The organism is Runella sp. R5_40 (assembly GCF_057652295.1).
The window spans coordinates 23733-42176 of sequence record NZ_JBYFCH010000035.1; the positions used below are offsets into that span (position 1 = coordinate 23733).

Sequence of the window (18444 nt, forward strand, 5' to 3'; positions counted from 1 at the left end):
ATATTGTGTAAAAATGGTATATGTTTTTTCTTAAAAAATTGTTTTATTCTCATTTTTTAACTATGTCCAAATTTTACTTGCGTGTATTTTGGTATCTGGTATTTTGCTGCTTATTAGGCATGGCACAAGCTCAGACTACAACTCAACAATCATCCAATTCCTCGGCTAGAGCGGCTGCGACTTGTACGTTTACTCCCAAGAATATTACAGTAACCTCTGTAAAGTGTATTTCGGCAGGAGCATATGTTCCAAATGGACAAACAAATGGAACGTATACTTGGGTTAGTACGCCAATACCCTCTAAAGCGATTTATTGGAATAACACAGAGGCAAGATGGGAAATATCGTATTATGGCCTTCCTGTCGCATTCAATACAACTGGATCAATAACAAATCTCCCATGTTCAAACTGGCAAACAGAGGGGACTGAAGATGAAAACTGTGGTAGCATTTCTTTATCGGGCGGTTGTGGCTCATTAGTGGCTCAGACGGTTGCGCCAGCCGCAAGTATTGCTGCTAATCCTGGTACAACGATTAATGCAGGGACAAGCGTTACGTTTACAGCTACCCCTACCAATGGCGGTACAACTCCCTCCTACCAGTGGAAGAAGAATGATACAAATGTAGGAACCAATAGTGCGACCTATTCGGACGCTACTTTGGCAAACGGAGATAAAATCAAAGTGGTGATGACCAGTAGCGATGGTTGTGCCTCACCTACTTCTGCTACGAGTAATGAGCTCACGATGACGGTAAATGCGGTTCCAGCGGCTTTGTGTATTACAACGGAGTGTACGGGGGTAAGTGGAAATTATACCAAAGGAAGTGATTATAATGGCCGCCCTACCTATACTAGAGGCGGTTACTCCATTTTTCAAGCAGACCAAAGCTGGTTTTTGGTTTCTGGTGAAGTGGGCAATCGTACTGATATTGTGTACGAAGCACTTTCTACAGCTCAAGTACCCCCTACTGTGGGTTGGGGAAGTAATATTTGTGAAGACATTGACATTACAATTGACTTGGCGGCTTGCCCATGCGTAAATCCAACGGCGTTTACCGTATCAGGCGGAGGAAGTTATTGCGCTGGTGGAACGGGTAACTTTACGGTTTCTTTGAGTAATTCAGAAACGGGAATTAATTATCAATTGAAAAATGGTAGTAACAACGTTGGTTCTCCCAAAGCAGGAACGGGTGCTGGACTTACGTTTGAAAATGTCTCTGATGCAGGAACTTACACTGTGGTGGCTACCCGTGTAGTGGGCGGTTGTTCTGTTACCATGACAGGAAGTGCGACAGTGTCAGTTATTAGCCTTCCAAGTTCGTTTAACGTCACAGGCGGCGGTCCATATTGTGCAGGAAGTGCAGGTTCTGAAGTGGGGTTAGCGAGTTCACAAACGGGCGTAAATTATCAACTCAAGAAAGGCGGAAACAATGTAGGAAGTGCGGTAGAAGGAACGGGCAATGTTATTTCTTTTGGTAACCAAACAGAAGCAGGTACCTATACTGTAGTAGCGACCACAGCAGCAGGAGGTTGTACTTCGACCATGGGAGGCAATGCAGTTGTGAGTGTGATAACCTTGCCGACAACTTTTACAGTCACGGGTGGTGGCAGCTTCTGTTCGGGCGGAACAGGTGTAGTAGTTGGCCTGAGTGGTTCGGAATCTGGCGTAAGTTATCAATTAAAGAAAGGCGGCAATAATGTAGGAAGTGTCGTACCAGGTACAGGCAGTGCGCTTTCGTTTGGTTTGCAGATAGCTTCTGGAACTTATACAGTGGAAGCCTCGAAAGCAGGGGCAAGCCCAGCGCGCATTGGTGTGGGAACAGGGGCTCCACCAACAGCTACCACGTGTACGCAAACGATGACAGGGAGTGTGGCCGTAACGGTGATTAGCTTACCGACGGCGTACAACGTGACAGGCGGTGGCCCTTACTGTGCAGGAGGTAGTGGTTCTGAAGTAGGATTGGCTAGTTCGCAAACGGGGGTAAACTATCAATTGAAGAAAGATGGTAGCAATGTAGGCAGTGTCGTGGCAGGTACAGGTAGTGCGTTACCGTTTGGGAATCAAACGGGAGCAGGCACCTATACGGTAGAAGCCACCACAGCTACGGGCGGTTGTGTTGCCAGTATGAGCGGTAACGTGGCGGTGAGTGTAGTGACTCTACCCGTGACCTTTACTGTGACAGGTGGGGGCAGCTACTGTTCGGGTGGAACAGGGGTATTGGTTGGCTTGAGTGGTTCGGAATCTGGCGTAAGTTACCAATTGAAGAAAGGCGGTAATAATGTCGGCAGTTTGGTAGCAGGTACAGGTAGTTCGCTTTCGTTTGGGGTGCAGACGGGAGGAGGCACTTACACGGTGGAAGCCTCGAAGGTAGGCGGTAGTCCGACGCCAGTGCGTTTAGGAGGTGCTGCCGCGCCTACGCCAAGTACGACCACGTGTACGCAAGCGATGACAGGGAGTGTGGACGTAACAGTGATTAGTTTACCAACGGCTTACAGCGTGATAGGTGGCGGTCCAATTTGCCCAGGTGACGCAGGGGTGCCTATCAGTTTGACTGGTTCAAAGACAGGGGTAAATTACCAATTGAAGAAAGATGGTAGCAATGTAGGCAGTGTTGTAGCAGGGACGGGCAGCGCGATTTCGTTTGGGAATCAAACGGTAGCAGGAGTTTATACAGTCGGAGCTACTACTGCAACGGGTGGTTGCGAATCGATGATGATTAGCAATCAGATGGTTATTGTAAAATCAGCCCCCGCAGCTTTCAGCGTAACAGGGGGAGGTAATTTCTGCCAAGGTGGAGCAGGAGTATTAGTAGGTTTGAGCGGTTCAGAATCGGGGGTTACCTACCAATTAAAGAAAGACAATGAGGCCATTGGAAGTGCTGTAACAGGAACAGGAAGCACCATTTCGTTTGGTAGTCAAGCAAGTACGGGTACATATACGGTAATGGCGACAAAAACGGCCACTTCTTGTACGAGCAATATGACGAGTAGCGCAGTGGTAGCCTATTATACGTTGCCCTTGGCGACTGTAAGTGGCACGACGACCGCTTGTAAGGGCGGGGCATCATCGACACTAACGTTTACAGGAAGCAACGGGACATCCCCTTACACGTTCAGTTACCAGTTGAACGGAGGAACAGTACAAACCGTGACGACAACAGGCGGCAGTTCGACAGCGACGGTGAGTCAATCGAGCAGCGCAGAAGGCGTATATAATTATACGTTGGTAAGTGTGAGCGATGTGAACTGCTCACAAACTCAGAGTGGCAGTGCGGTGGTTAGGGTTCAGACTAAACCAGTAATCACGTTAACAACGCTCCAACAAACCTTGAATGAAGGCAACAGCCAGACGTTCTGCGACACGGATGCGAATCCTGTGAACGGATTGCAGTTTGCTGTTACGGGTTTGTGCGTGGTGGGTTCGCCCGTATGGCGAGTACAAGTGGGTAGTGGGGCATGGAGCGACTGGTCAGCGACAGCACCAGTTACCCAATCCTCGAATAACCAACCTCATCGCTACCAAGCTGCGTGCGATGCGAGTTGTGCAGTAACTTATACGAGTCCGATTGAAGTGACCATCAACTACCGCGCATCTGTTCCACAAAATGTATCGTTGTTAGTCGATGGCGTGGTGGTGAATGCTGGTGAAACGAAAGATATATGTAACGTGGAAGGAAATGCGATTACGTTTAATGCTAGTTGCGGTGTGGGAGAGGTATTGGTTTATTCGGTTGATGGTGGTGATTACACGAGTGTGGTTCCGTCGCAGATGGTGGATGGTCAGTACCACAATTACCGCGTACGTTGTCGCAAATCGGACAATGTACTTTCTTGTATAGAAACGGAGTCGAATGTGCTTCGTTTTCGCTTAACGAGTATGTCGATGGTGCCAATGGCGAGTTTAAATGTGACCAGCGGATGTGGTTTGGCAACAAGTTTTATAGGTGAATCAAATTGCGGTTCAATGAGTACAATTTGGTACAATGCGGTAACAAACGAAGCATTAGCGGGTTTGCCAAGCCAAACACCGAGTGAAACGACATCCTATTATGTTCGTTGTCAGGCGATTGGTGGTTGTATGAGTGAAAAGAGTAATGTGGTGACTTACACGGTGGCTTCGGTGAGTGAAGTGCCAGTGGTAGTAGTAAGCGCCGACGTGGTATGTACGGGTGTGGATGTAACAGTATCTACAAGCTGCCCAGCAGGGTCGAGTGCTTTGTGGAACACGGGAGTTACGGAGAATAGCTTCAAGGTATCGTTTGCGAATGTGACCAAGCAGAGTTATTCGGTACGTTGTGTGTATGCGAATGGATGTCAGAGTAGTGTAAGTGCGAGCAAGGAAGTAATGTGGAAGGCGTTTGAGTTGACGATAATTAACATCGGCGAATCGAAGTCGGGCATAAAGACGAATAGTCGTAGCGCTTGGGCCAATCAATTTGTGACGCCAGACGGTGGTCCAAGTTTAGATCAAAGTACGCAAGAGAATCCGACGATGTATTTTTCAGAGAACTTGAACAAGACGGCTCCCCGTTACTGGACAATTCACGTGGATGCGTGTGTATTGGGCGAGAGCGGCTCATTGACGTATGATTTGTTAGCCGTTCCCGAAACAGGCATTGTACGTTCGTACAACACCCACGAGAACAGTGCGCCGTATTTTATGTATGCCAACCGTTCAGGCTGGACGGAGTTGTACGCGCAAAATCATCCGCTATATGGTTTTTATGAATCGAACGGGGCAGGTGGCAACATCTATGACGAAGGGTTTCCTAAGGGCTTGTATAAGTTAGGGATACGTTATTGGGATATGAAAGGCTGGGGCAGTATCTATCCATCGACGCGTAAACCCCAAGGGAACGTGTTGGCCTACCAAGAATACTGGTTTAGAATCCAGTCGAAAGACGGGGTAGGTGTGGGAGCTGCGAGGACAGCGGAGAGTGGGGAGCAAGTGGCAAGAGGTGAAGGGCAAATTGTTTCGGATAACGGACAACCGATAACCGATAACAGCGCCTTCGCTACTGTTCTGCCTAACCCAGTTTCAAATGTACTTCGTTTAAAGGTGCAAGAGAGCAAAGGGCTAGTAGTGCAAACTTCGTTGACTGATGCCTCAGGACGGGCAATTTTACATCGTCAATTTGTGCCCGAAACCAATACGCACCAAGAGGAGTTTGGGGTAAGTGAGCTGCCGAAGGGAATGTATTTCTTGCAGGTAAGTACGGCTCAACACCAAGCTACCCTGAAAGTAGTGAAGGTGGAGTAAGTAATGAGTAAAAAAAAGCAAAGGCTATCCCTAATCTTAGGGATAGCCTTTGTTGTGAATAACTATTAGTTGTTTCAAATGAAAAATAGCCTTTTTTGATTTTTTCGGTAGTATGTCTTAGCCTTGTAATTATTATATAAATTCAAGCATTCTAATTTTTTATCATTCCACTTATTTTTTAACCACTTATTCTCAACTTTTTATGAAGTATTTTTCTTTCAGCCAACCTTTTCATGCACTGAGTGCCTTTTTTAGGCGACTTACCCTGTTGTTATGGAAACACGTTATTCCCGTTCCGTTCCTTGTATGCTTATTGGTTATTGGGCTATTCAAAACTCAGGCACAAGCACCCATTATTACAACTCAGCAGGGCTACCCGAATGGACAGTCGGTCAATAGTATTGCCTATGGTAATGGAACTTACATCGCAGGAGTGAATTCTACGACACTCTTTGGTAGTTTGTACACATCTACTGATGGGACTAATTGGAGTAAAATTGTAAGTCCAAGTATTCCAACCGACATGTATTTTTCTGGAGGTGGAGCCTACGGTAATGGTGTATTTGTATTTGCGGGTAATGCTGGTAAAATCATTACATCTTCGGATAATGGTGCCTCTTGGACCTCACAAACTAGCGGCACAACAATGGACTTTATCGATATTCAGTTTTTGAACGGGGCATTCTATGTCGTGGGGTTGCAAACCACTGGAACGGTTGATGTCCAGAACAACGTGGTTCTTTCTTCCCCCGATGGTGTTACTTGGACAAAGGTACTGGAAGTACTCAACAGCAACCAAAATTTCAACAGTATTGCGTATGGTAGCGGGGCATATGTGTTGGCGTATGGAATTGCTGGTACAGGTGGAATGTCCATCTATCGCTCTACCACGGGGGCTTCGGGGTCGTGGACTTCGCAGTCTATCAATCCGTCTGAATCTGGTACTAACGGGGTAGATTTTGTCAAAGACCGTTTTTTTATTTTTGGGGTAGGGAGTACAGTATTTACTTCCACAAATGGCTCTTCATGGACTAATATCACCTCCAACACAATCAATCTTCCCAACGGCAGTACCTCAACCTTTGCAGGGGGGGCCACTCAGTTCACACAGGCCGTAAGTGATGGCACGACATACTACCTTATCGGCACACATCAGTATTATAATAGTAACGGTACGGTACCTGCGCCTTCACCCAGTGGCGTAGTACTTACTTCAACCAATGCGACTACGTTCACCTTGCAATCTAAGAGTGTCAGTGCCACCGTTAATGAGGCTGTATACCTAAATGATAAATTTTTCATGTGTACTGGTACAGGGCCCCTTTATTCTGCAGATGGGATAAATTATGTGTATTCCAGTGGGGGCTTTTATGGCGTAGCTGGCAATGGTACGGGATATGCCCTGGTGGGGCAGGGGAGTAGCAGCGAGGGTGTTGTCTTCAGCTCCACCAACTTCTCGTCTTTTTCTCAAACAGCAGCGTTTCAAAATACTGTCAGAACTTTGCTTACCGCTGTTATTCATGATGGCAGCAAATATGTAGCCGTTGGACAAGGCGGTACGGTTGCTACCTCTGTAAACGGTACCACATGGACGGTGGGGAGTACAGGCTACACCGATGGTACGGATAACCTAAACAGTATTGCCTATGGTAACGGAGCCTATGTAGCGGTTGGTAACCAGGGAAGTATCTTACGGTCTACCAATGGCACCAATTGGTCTCAAATTTCCAAAGATGCCAGCACAGGCAGTAACTACTATTCTGTTCGCTACCTCAACGGGATGTTTATTGCGGTTGGAGGTTCTACAGCAACAACAGGAACAGCGCGTGTAGCCTACTCCACAGACGGTAGTTCATGGACCAACTCTAGCCCCAGCATCAGCATTACTGGCCATTTTCACGACATTGCGTACAATGGTACGAGTTATCTGCTTATCGGGCGGCTCAACTCCGCTGCGGCAACGTCTAGGATGTTTTTCTCCACTACTACCAGTGATATTACCAATTCAACTTTTTACATGGGCAATGTGACCACTATTGATGGTTACAGCAATAGTGCAAATCCGCTTGGGAATTCGGGTTTTGGCGCGCTCGTCTACACCAACGGAAAATTTGTGGCGGTGCAAAACCAAAGTGTTACGCCATTTAGTGCCTATGTTCTGGTCTCAAGCGACAGTGGCCTTTCGTGGACAGCCTATGATGCAGGTACTACAGGTCGTCTGCGCGGTGCTTTTGCAGAAAATAATAAAGTGCGTATTGTTGGCTTTAATGACGTGAAAGTTACTGTCGAATTTGCTAGTACCCCTTCCAACCCCGCTGTCAATCTCTCAGTCAGTTCTAACACTGGCACAGAGGCAGACGCGACCTCAATCACCGTCACGGCCACGGCCTCTGCGGCGGTGTCGGGCGCACAAACGGTGACCCTCACCGTATCGGGTACCAATATCACTACGGGAGATTATACCCTCAACAATACAACCACCAACAACGTTACCATTACCATCCCCGATGGCGGTACAGCGGGTACGGCCACCTTCAAAGTAGTAAATGATGACGTAGAAGAATCTACCGAAACCGCAGTATTGACACTTAGTAGTCCATCCTCAGGAATTACATTAGGAAGTGCTCTTACACAGGATATTACGATTACAAACCTAAATAAACCAGACTATTGTAATTTACAATTTCCCACTTCTATTACAGTTAGTAGTGGAGCGACAACACCAGTCATTTATGGACGAATTTTTGAAACGGGAGTAACTTCAGTAGCAGGTGCTTCTTCCCAAGTTACTGCACAAGTTGGTTATGGGCCATCAAATACCGATCCAAGAAGTACCTCTGGCTGGGTATATACCAATGCATCCTTTAGCATGCAGGTCGGAAACGATGACGAATATCAAGCTACTTTAACTGCTCCCAGCGTTGCGGGGTCGTATAGTTATGTATATCGTTTTTCGCTTAATGGCGGAGCAAACTGGACTTACGCAGATACTGATGGGGCAGGAACGAACTCAGGTTTATCATTTAGTGTAAATAATATGGGGAGTATGACAGTTACTCCGTCTCCTAATAATATGGTAGCCAATGGCCCATTAGGTTCTCCTGAGGCTACTGGCCCCACAGATAATAATGATGATTTTTCCAATAAATCTTCCTTTGTTTCACCGGGTACATCACCAGCGAGTTCCATTGATCCACAATCTGTTGGCTTTACGAATACGGTAAAAAATACAAGTACGTCGTCAGTCAATATATCATTAAGGCCGTCTGCTCCTACCACACTGTCAGATTTGCCTACTAATACAATTGTAACTCTTTCTTACAGTAGCGCCTCTGCTACTTACACCTACAATGGTACAACCTTTGTATTTTTATCCGGCATTGGTTTTGTGGCTGGTAACCCAATTGACGGAACTAACCCCATCCAAATTAATGGATTAGCCGCAAATGCAACGGCTACTTATGGTGTCGAAATTGATTTGCCCCCTGGAACACCCCTGTCAACTAATTCTAGCGTTGAACGTGGGTTTCCCGTAACAATCACCGCATTCATTGATGCCAATGGTAATGGTTCGGCAGATGACGCAGTGCAAAATAAGACGATTGATCGTGTATATACGGGTTTCCTCCAACAATTGAAACAGTCGCGGATTTTACAGGGAACAGGACCCGCCGTTCAAGGTTCTGATGGCACGCTGTCAACAACATCAAAGAAACCTGCTTTTGGAAATATCATTGAATACCAAATACAGTTCAAAAATATTTCTGATCCCTCTGCTGGAGTTGGCAATATTACTTTGGACGCGGATAAAGTGGTAGTGACTGAAGACGGTAGTCAAGCTCCCAATAATTGGGCAGTAGAAAGCGCAGGAGATATATATACTAGCCACATTGTAGGGTCGGTTTTGGCCTCAAGTACAGGGACAACTCAATATTTTAGTGGAAACCCTGCTACAAATCTTTTGGGTGGAGAGCAAACAGGGACTACCGCTTCAACGGATGTGACTAAATATAGGCATGATTGGACAGGCAAGATTGCCTCAGGTACTTCCAGAACATTGTCATTTCAACGAAAAGTGAATCAGGCGGCGTCTGGGCAGGCAATTAGTAACACTGTCACTGCAACTTACGAAGACCCCAATAATCCCAATACACCAATCAACACAACCTCTAATCGAGTCGATGTAACTGTTTTACCTGCCGTCAATCTTTCGGTAAGTACAAACAATGCGTCGGAGGGGGCCGCTACTATGATAACTGTTACGGCCACGGCTTCTGTGGTGGTACCAGCCGATCAAACCGTAACCCTAGGCGTATCGGGTACGGGCATCACCACGGGTGATTACACCCTTAGTCTTACGACCATCACTATACCAGCTGGCTCAAACTCAGGCTCGGTTACTTTCACGGTAATAGACGATGCCTTAGCAGAAGGCACTGAAACGGCTACGCTGACCATCAGTAATCCTTCGTCGGGCATCACGTTGGGAAGCCTAACTACTCGGGATATTGCCATTACGGATAATGATATTCCAGCGGCAGTGTGCATTACAACAGACTGCGCTGCCTACAATGGTAACTACACCCGAGGAACTGACTACAACGGTCGCCCAAGTTACACCAACGGAACAGCTCATATTTTTCAGGCGGGAGCAAGTTGGTATGTAGGCAAAGGTGCATTAGGAGCAACCCAACTAACAGATATTGTTTTTGAGGCACCTTCTACCGCAAGTTTACCCCCTACAGCGGGCTGGGGAGCAAACGAAGATAATGACTGTGTTGACGCTACTTTTGCATTAGCCCAAAGTGCATGTCCATGTGTGAATCCAACGGTGTTTACCGTATCAGGCGGCGGAAGTTATTGTGCAGGTGGCACAGGTGTAGCGGTTGGTTTATCAAATTCAGAAACGGGAGTCAATTATCAATTGAAGAAAGACGGCAGCAACGTCGGCAGTGCGGTAGCGGGCACGGGAAGTGCGTTACCGTTTGGGAATCAAACGGGCGCAGGTACCTATACGGTAGAAGCCACGACGGCCACGGGTGGTTGCACGGCGACCATGACGGGCAGTGTGACGGTAACGGTGATTAGTTTACCGACGGCTTATTCTGTAACAGGCGGAGGCTCCTATTGTGCAGGCGGCACAGGTGTGGCCGTTGGTTTATCAAATTCGCAAACGGGAGTCAATTATCAATTGAAGAAAGACGGCAGTAACGTTGGCAGTGCGGTAGCGGGCACGGGAAGTGCGTTACCGTTTGGGAATCAAACGGGAGCGGGTACCTATACGGTAGAAGCCACCACAGCCACGGGCGGTTGTGCGGCGACCATGACGGGCAGTGTGACGGTGACGGTGATTAGCTTACCGACGGCGTACAACGTGACAGGTGGAGGCTCCTATTGTGCAGGCGGCACAGGTGTGGCCGTTGGTTTATCAAATTCAGAAACGGGAGTTAATTATCAATTGAAGAAAGACGGTAACAATGTCGGCAGTGTGGTAGCGGGCACGGGCAGTGCGTTACCGTTTGGGAGTCAAACGGGAGCAGGTACCTATACAGTAGAAGCCACCATAGCCACGGGCGGTTGTACGGCGACCATGACGGGCAGTGTGACGGTAACGGTGATTAGTTTACCGACGGCGTACAACGTGACAGGCGGAGGCTCCTATTGTGCAGGCGGCACAGGTGTAGCGGTTGGGTTATCAAATTCGCAAACGGGAGTCAATTACCAATTGAAGAAAGACGGCAGCAACGTCGGCAGTGCGGTAGCGGGCACGGGTAGTGCGTTACCGTTTGGGAATCAAACGGGAGCGGGCACTTATACGGTAGAAGCCACCATAGCCACGGGCGGTTGCACGGCGACCATGACGGGCAGTGCGACGGTGACGGTGATTAGTTTACCGACGGCGTATAACGTGACAGGCGGAGGCTCCTATTGTGCAGGCGGCACAGGTGTAGCGGTTGGTTTATCAAATTCAGAAACGGGAGTTAATTACCAATTGAAGAAAGACGGAAACACTGTCGGCAGTTCGGTAGCGGGCACGAGCAGTGCGTTACCGTTTGGGAATCAAACGGGCGCAGGTACCTTTACGGTAGAAGCCACGACGGCCGCGGGTGGTTGCACGGCGACCATGACGGGCAGTATGACGGTAACGATGATTAGTTTACCAACGGCGTACAACGTGACAGGCGGAGGCTCCTATTGTGCAGGCGGCACAGGTGTAGCGGTTGGCCTATCCAATTCCCAAACGGGGGTCAATTACCAATTGAAGAAAGACGGCAGCAACGTCGGCAGTGTGGTAGCAGGCACGGGAAGTGCACTTTCGTTTGGTAATCAGACGGATGCGGGCAGTTACACGGTTGAAGCCACGACAACGACGGGTGGTTGTGTGGCCACGATGAGTGGGTCGGCGACGGTAAGTATCAACGCATTACCTACTGCATTTTCTGTGACAGGGGGCGGCAGCTACTGTCAAGGGGGAACAGGGGTATTGGTTGGTTTAAGTAGCTCAGCGACAGGTATTAATTACCAACTCAAGTTGGGAGACGCCGTGGTGGGGAGTTCGTTGCCAGGAACAGGTTCGGCGTTGTCATTTGGTTTACAAACGTCACTTGGAACGTATATGGTGGTAGCAACGAATGCGGCGACAAACTGTACCTTAGGCATGACGGGCACTGCACAAGTGGCGTCTTACCCGTTGCCCTTGGCGACTGTAAGTGGCACGACGACCGCTTGTAAGGGCGGTGCATCATCGATACTGACGTTTACAGGAAGCAACGGGACAGCCCCTTACACGTTCAGTTATCAGTTGAACGGAGGAACAGTACAAACTGTGACGACAACAGGCGGCAGTTCGACAGCGACGGTGAGTCAATCGAGCAGCGCAGAAGGCGTATATAATTATACGTTGGTAAGTGTGAGCGATGCGAACTGTTCACAAACTCAGAGTGGCAGTGCGGTGGTTAGGGTTCAGACTAAACCAGTAATCACGTTAACAACGCTCCAACAAACCTTGAATGAAGGCAACAGCCAGACGTTCTGCGATACGGATGCGAATCCAGTGAATGGATTGCAGTTTGCTGTTACGGGTTTGTGTGTGGTGGGTTCGCCCGTATGGCGGGTACAAGTGGGTAGTGGGGCATGGAGTGACTGGTCAGCGACAGCACCAGTTACCCAGCCATCCAATAACCAACCTCATCGCTACCAAGCTGCGTGCGATGCGAGTTGTGCAGTAACTTATACGAGCCCGATTGAAGTGACCATCAACTACCGCGCATCTGTTCCACAAAATGTATCGTTGTTAGTCGATGGCGTGGTGGTGAATGCTGGTGAAACGAAGGATATTTGTAACGTGGAAGGAAATGCGATTACGTTTAATGCTAGTTGCGGTGTGGGAGAGGTCTTGGTTTATTCGGTTGATGGTGGGGATTACACGAGTGTGGTTCCGACGCAGATGGTGGATGGTCAGTACCACAATTACCGCGTACGTTGTCGCAAATGGGACAATGTACATTCTTGTATAGAAACGGAGTCGAATGTGCTTCGTTTTCGCTTAACGAGTATGTCGATGGTGCCAATGGCGAGTTTAAATGTGACCAGCGGATGTGGTTTGGCAACAAGTTTTATAGGTACATCAAATTGTGGTTCAATGAGTACAATTTGGTACAATGCGGTAACAAACGAAGCATTAGCGGGTTTACCAAGTCAAACACCGAGTGAAACGACCTCCTATTATGTTCGTTGTCAGGCGATTGGTGGTTGTATGAGTGAAAAGAGTAATGTGGTGACTTACACGGTGGCTTCGGTGAGCGAGGTGCCAGTAGTAGTAGTAAGTGCCGACGTGGTATGTACGGGAGTAGAAGTGACGGTATCGACGAGTTGTCCTGCGGGGTCGAGTGCTTTGTGGAACACGGGAGTTACGGAGAATAGCTTTAAGGTATCGTTTGCGAATGTGACCAAGCAGAGTTATTCGGTACGTTGTGTGTATGCGAATGGATGTCAGAGTAGTGTAAGTGCGAGCAAGGAAGTAATGTGGAAGGCGTTTGAGTTGACGCTCATCAACATCGGCGAATCGAAGTCTGGGACAAAGACCAACAGCCGCAGTGCGTGGTCGGGTCAATTTGTGACCCCAGATGCGGGGCCGAGCCTAGACCAGAGTACGCAGGCTAATCCGACGGTGTATTTTTCAGAGAATTTGAACAAGACGGCTCCCCGTTATTGGACAATTCACGTGGATGCGTGTGTATTGGGCGAGAGTGGCTCACTGACCTACGATTTGTTGGCGACGCCCGAAACAGGCATTGTACGTTCGTACAACACCCACGAGAACAGTGCGCCGTATTTTATGTATGCCAACCGTTCAGGCTGGACGGAGTTATACGCGCAAAATCATCCGTTGTACGGTTTTTATGCGGACAATGGCTCAGGTGGCAACATCTATGACGAAGGGTTTCCCAAGGGCTTGTATAAGTTAGGGATACGTTATTGGGATATGAAAGGCTGGGGCAGTATCTATCCATCGACGCGTAAACCCCAAGGGAACGTGTTGGCCTACCAAGAATACTGGTTTAGAATCCAATCGAAAGACGGGGTAGGCGTGGGAGCAGCGAGGACAGCGGAGAGTGGGGAGCAAGGGGCAAGAGGTGAAGGGCAAGTTGTTTCGGATAACGGACAACCGATAACTGATAACAGCGCCTTCGCTACCGTTCTGCCCAACCCAGTTACCAGTATCCTTCGCTTGAACGTGCAAGATAGCAAAGGACAAGTGGTGCAAACTACCTTGAGCGATGCCTCAGGACGGGCAATTTTACATCGCCAATTTGTGCCCGAAACCAACACGCACCAAGAGGAGTTTGGGGTAAGTGAGCTGCCGAAGGGAATGTATTTCTTGCAGGTAACGACGTCCGAAAAACGGGCTACTTTGAAGGTGATAAAGTTGTAATTTAATAAATAGTCCCGCAGGAATTATATACCTTTAGTAACTGCGGGACTGTTTTGTCCAAAAAAAACGCTTAATTTGAGGATAAATATCCTTTGGAAATGCGTTTTTTTTGGATTTTTTATTTTTACTCGACCCTACTTTTTGCTCAACAAAGTCAATGGCGTTCTGTTACAACGGCCGATGGACTTTCTCATGGTACTGTTTTTGACTTACTTCAAGACCAAGAAGGATACGTTTGGATGGCGACAAAAGCGGGCCTAAACCGCTACGATGGCTATAGTTTCAAAGTTTTTACTACCCATACTAGCCCTTCTTATGCCATTACTTCTAACCAAACGACGGCCCTCTACGAAGATAACCACCATCGCCTATGGATTGGTACCGAAAGCGGTGAATTGAATTTGTTTGATGTCAAAACGCAACGATTTTATCATTGTTTTTTGACCGATAAAAAGAATAAACTTCCTGCGGTCAGGCAACATATTTATTGTATTGCTGAAGACAGTCGAGGAGATTTGTGGGTGGGTACATTGACGGGCGGAATTTATAAAATCACGCTCCCCGATGATTTAAAAAAAGGTAATTTTCCTACCAAAGTAGATTTTAGCGACCGCGTTACAGTAACTACTTTGAAGACGAACCTCGTCTCTACGATGCGGGTGAATTTTATTAAACTTCTCAAAAACAAACAGCTAGTAGTGGGGACTCAAGCGGGTTTTGGGCGTATCGACTACCTCAACCATCAATACATTCCCATCAAAATTGAACCTGCGGGTACTGGGCGTTTCTTGAATATGTACGAAGCGCCCGATGGCACACTTATCCTTACGCAGCCCACGCAGGTGTTGGCGTATAAAGACAACAAAATAGACGTGCTTTATTCTAAGAATAACCCGCAAGGGTTACCTCTACAAATACGGATTGACGATTTGGGAAACGTCTTTATTTTGGAAAACACGCGACTATTTAAGGCACATTATACCCAACTCACTCCTGATATTACCACAACAACCCCTACTTATCAATCAGGTAGTTTTGTGTTATTTTCGGGATTAAAATCGGATCAGAGTGGTAGTTGTTGGGTTAACACGGGAGGATACGGACTTTTAAAAGAAGCGAATGATTCTCAGCGATTTAAACACTATTTTAAGGGGCGAAGCATTTGGGTTGGGTTTCAGGATACGTATGACCGTTGGGTAATTAATAATTTTAAAGCGTTTCATCTTGTCACATCCACAGATGCGCAAAATCTGCCTCCAAAACCAATGTATATAGATACCCACGCCATGATTGAAGATGGCAGGGGGGGCTACTGGCAGTTGCAAAACGATGCGACAGATTTTTCAAAAATGGTTCTCAAACACCTCGAAAAAGGACTAAACGAGGTTGAAAAATACCCGCTGGAGGTTCAGGGAGTGGGAGAAAATTTGGGGAGATTGTACAAAGATAGACAAGGGAATTTACTCATTATGGGCCTAGGTTCTTATATTGTCAAATTTGATACGCTTCAAAAACGATTGGGCTATTATTCCTACGAAAAAATTGTTCCTGCCAACGTAAAGGTAGTTTTTGCTTACTGTGATGGGCAAGGAACGTGGTGGTTGGGTACGCAAAACGGGCTGCTTCAAGCCGTTCCTCATGCCAAAGGCGGTTACCAATTTCGACTTTTTAAGCACCACCCAAAATACGCTACCACCCTTTCTGAAAACCAAGTATCAATGATGGTGGACGACCCTCACGAGCCTACTACCTACTTGTGGGTGGGAACGCTCGGTGGCGGCCTCAATCGAATGAATAAAACAAAAGGCACTTTTGAGCACTTTACCGTCAATGATGGTTTGCCCGATGATTACATCGTTGGAATGTTGCCCGATGACAATAAAAACCTGTGGTTGAGTACCTATCATGGCTTGGTTCAGTTTAATCCAAGAACGTTTGTGAGCGCCAACTTTACCTCCAAAGATGGGCTTCAAGCCGATGAGTTTGCAGTAGCTTCTTGTTTTAAAACAAACCATGGCGAATTGGCTTTTGGGGGAGTGAACGGCTTGACGGTGTTTTCGCCAGCGGCTTTACAACGGACGAAAGCGAGCCAACTGCCGAAAATCAATCAGTTGAAAATCAACAACCAAGAAGTGATGCCAGGCGACGAAACCGAGATTTTAGCCCAAAGCATAGAACAAACTTCGTCTATTCAATTGGCGCATGATCAGAACCAAGTGACGCTCAGTTTTTCGTTGATTGATTTAGAAAATGCTCCCAAAAATCGTTTTCGTTACCAACTGTTGGGCATTGACAAAAAGCGTATCGAAGCAGGGACAACCCATTCGGTGACGTATTCGCAATTGCCTTCTGGAAGCTATACGTTTCAGCTCACTGGCTCGGCCGATGGCAGTCAATGGAGTGTGCCTGTGGAATTGAAAATTACCGTCAATCCTCCTCTCTATCGCACTTGGTGGGCCTATTTGTGTTATTTGAGTCTCGTTTCATTGATTGTATATCGCTTGTATTTGGCGCAATTGAACCGAGTTCGTTTGCAAGAACAACTCCTTTATAAGAACAAAGAAGCCGAACGTTTGGCGGAATTGGACGCGATTAAAACCAACTTTTTTGCCAATATTTCACACGAGTTTCGTACGCCGTTGACCTTGATTTTGGGGCCAATGGAGCAAATTATTCAGGAATACGAGGCCGATGTTCGCTTTCCCATCATTCAGCGGAACGCTAGTCGCTTGTTGACTTTGATTAATCAGTTGTTGGACATCAGTAAGTTAGAAGCGGGACAAATGAAACCCGAAATGACTTCGACTGAATTGGTGCGTTATTTCCGAACGTTGACGGGTTCGTTTGTTTCTTTGGCCGAAAGTCGTCGGGTGCGTTTGGACGTGTCTCAAAATCAGGATGAAGTACATGGCTGTGTGGATGAAGACAAAGTCGAAAAAATCGTGACCAATTTGCTTTCTAATGCGTTGAAATTTACGGAAGCTGGCGGGAAAGTGACGGTCGATATACAGTACATTTCTCGCACTGGGAGTAGGGAGGTTATGATTACCGTTTCGGATACGGGAATTGGGATAAAACCCGCGCAGCTCGATAAGATTTTTAACCGTTTTTATCAAGTCGAAGCCGACCGAAAACGAGGTTATGAAGGAACGGGCATTGGGCTGGCCTTGGTTAAGGAGTTGGTAGATGTACTGAAAGGAACGATTGTGGTTGAAAGTACAGAAAATGTAGGAACAACGTTTCGGGTACGATTGCCCATTGATGAAACAACTTGGAAAGACTATTTAACCGAACCGCCGAGCGAAAATCAGCAAAGATTACAGGCAAATGCGCTGGATTACAGCAGTTTGTTGCCTTTGGTGGAAGAGCCGTCGGTCGATAAAAAACGCAATCAGTTGGCTGTCGAGGAAGAGGGAGAAGTGTTACTCATTATTGATGACAATGCCGATATTCGGGCGTATGTACGCAGTATTTTTGAAAAAGAGTACCAAATAGTAGAGGCTGCCGACGGGCGAGAAGGGCTTGATTTAGCGATTCAGACCTCGCCCAATATCGTTATTTGTGACTTGATGATGCCTCGCATGGATGGATTTGAGTTTTGTCGCCACCTCAAGTCCGACGAACGTAGCAGCCACATTCCTGTGGTGATGCTGACGGCCAAGGCCACACTCGAAGACCGCATCGAAGGTTTTGAATTGGGAGCCGATGAGTATTTGACCAAACCTTTTCACAAAACCGAACTCCAGAGTCGGGTGAAAAACTTGCTCCAAAAACAGGAAAAACTACGCCACTATTTCAGCAGTAAAACCCTCGAAGCAAAACCGACCAAGCTAAAACCCACCGAAGTAAAAACAAGCACGGTGGACGAGTTATTTTTGCAAAAAGTAAAGGCAGTGCTGGAGGCAAATCTTTCAGACAGTGCGTTTGGCGTGATTGAATTTTCGACGGCGATGAACATGAGTAAATCGCAGCTGAATCGAAAATTAAATGCGTTGTGTGATTGTTCTAGCAATGAGCTTATTCGAGCGTTTCGATTGCAACGCGCCGCCGATTTGCTCCGTGCCAAAGCAGGTACGGTTTCGGATATTGCCTATCAAGTTGGATTTGAGCACCTTTCGTATTTCTCCAAAAGCTTTCAGGAAAAATTCGGTATGCTACCTTCGGAGTATTTTTAAATTATACTCAACGCAAAACGAGCCTTCAATGCGAATTGAGGGCTTTTTTTATGCCCTGCGCCGAATGTGTTAA

3 protein-coding genes are annotated in these 18444 nt (G+C 47.2%); all 3 read left to right on the forward strand.

The window, feature by feature from the left end:
* Positions 1–479: 479 nt before the first annotated feature.
* Positions 480–5261, forward strand: coding sequence for a T9SS type A sorting domain-containing protein (locus tag AC23N5_RS29815; protein WP_487758324.1), 4782 nt, complete (start codon positions 480–482; stop codon positions 5259–5261).
* 202 nt (positions 5262–5463) lie between these two features.
* Entirely contained in the window at positions 5464–14196 is an 8733-nt protein-coding gene (locus AC23N5_RS29820; protein ID WP_487758325.1) for a T9SS type A sorting domain-containing protein, read from the forward strand.
* Between the two features lie 98 nt (positions 14197–14294).
* Positions 14295–18371 (forward strand): hybrid sensor histidine kinase/response regulator transcription factor, encoded by a 4077-nt coding sequence (locus tag AC23N5_RS29825; protein ID WP_487758326.1) that lies wholly within the window; start codon positions 14295–14297, stop codon positions 18369–18371.
* Positions 18372–18444 lie beyond the last annotated feature (73 nt).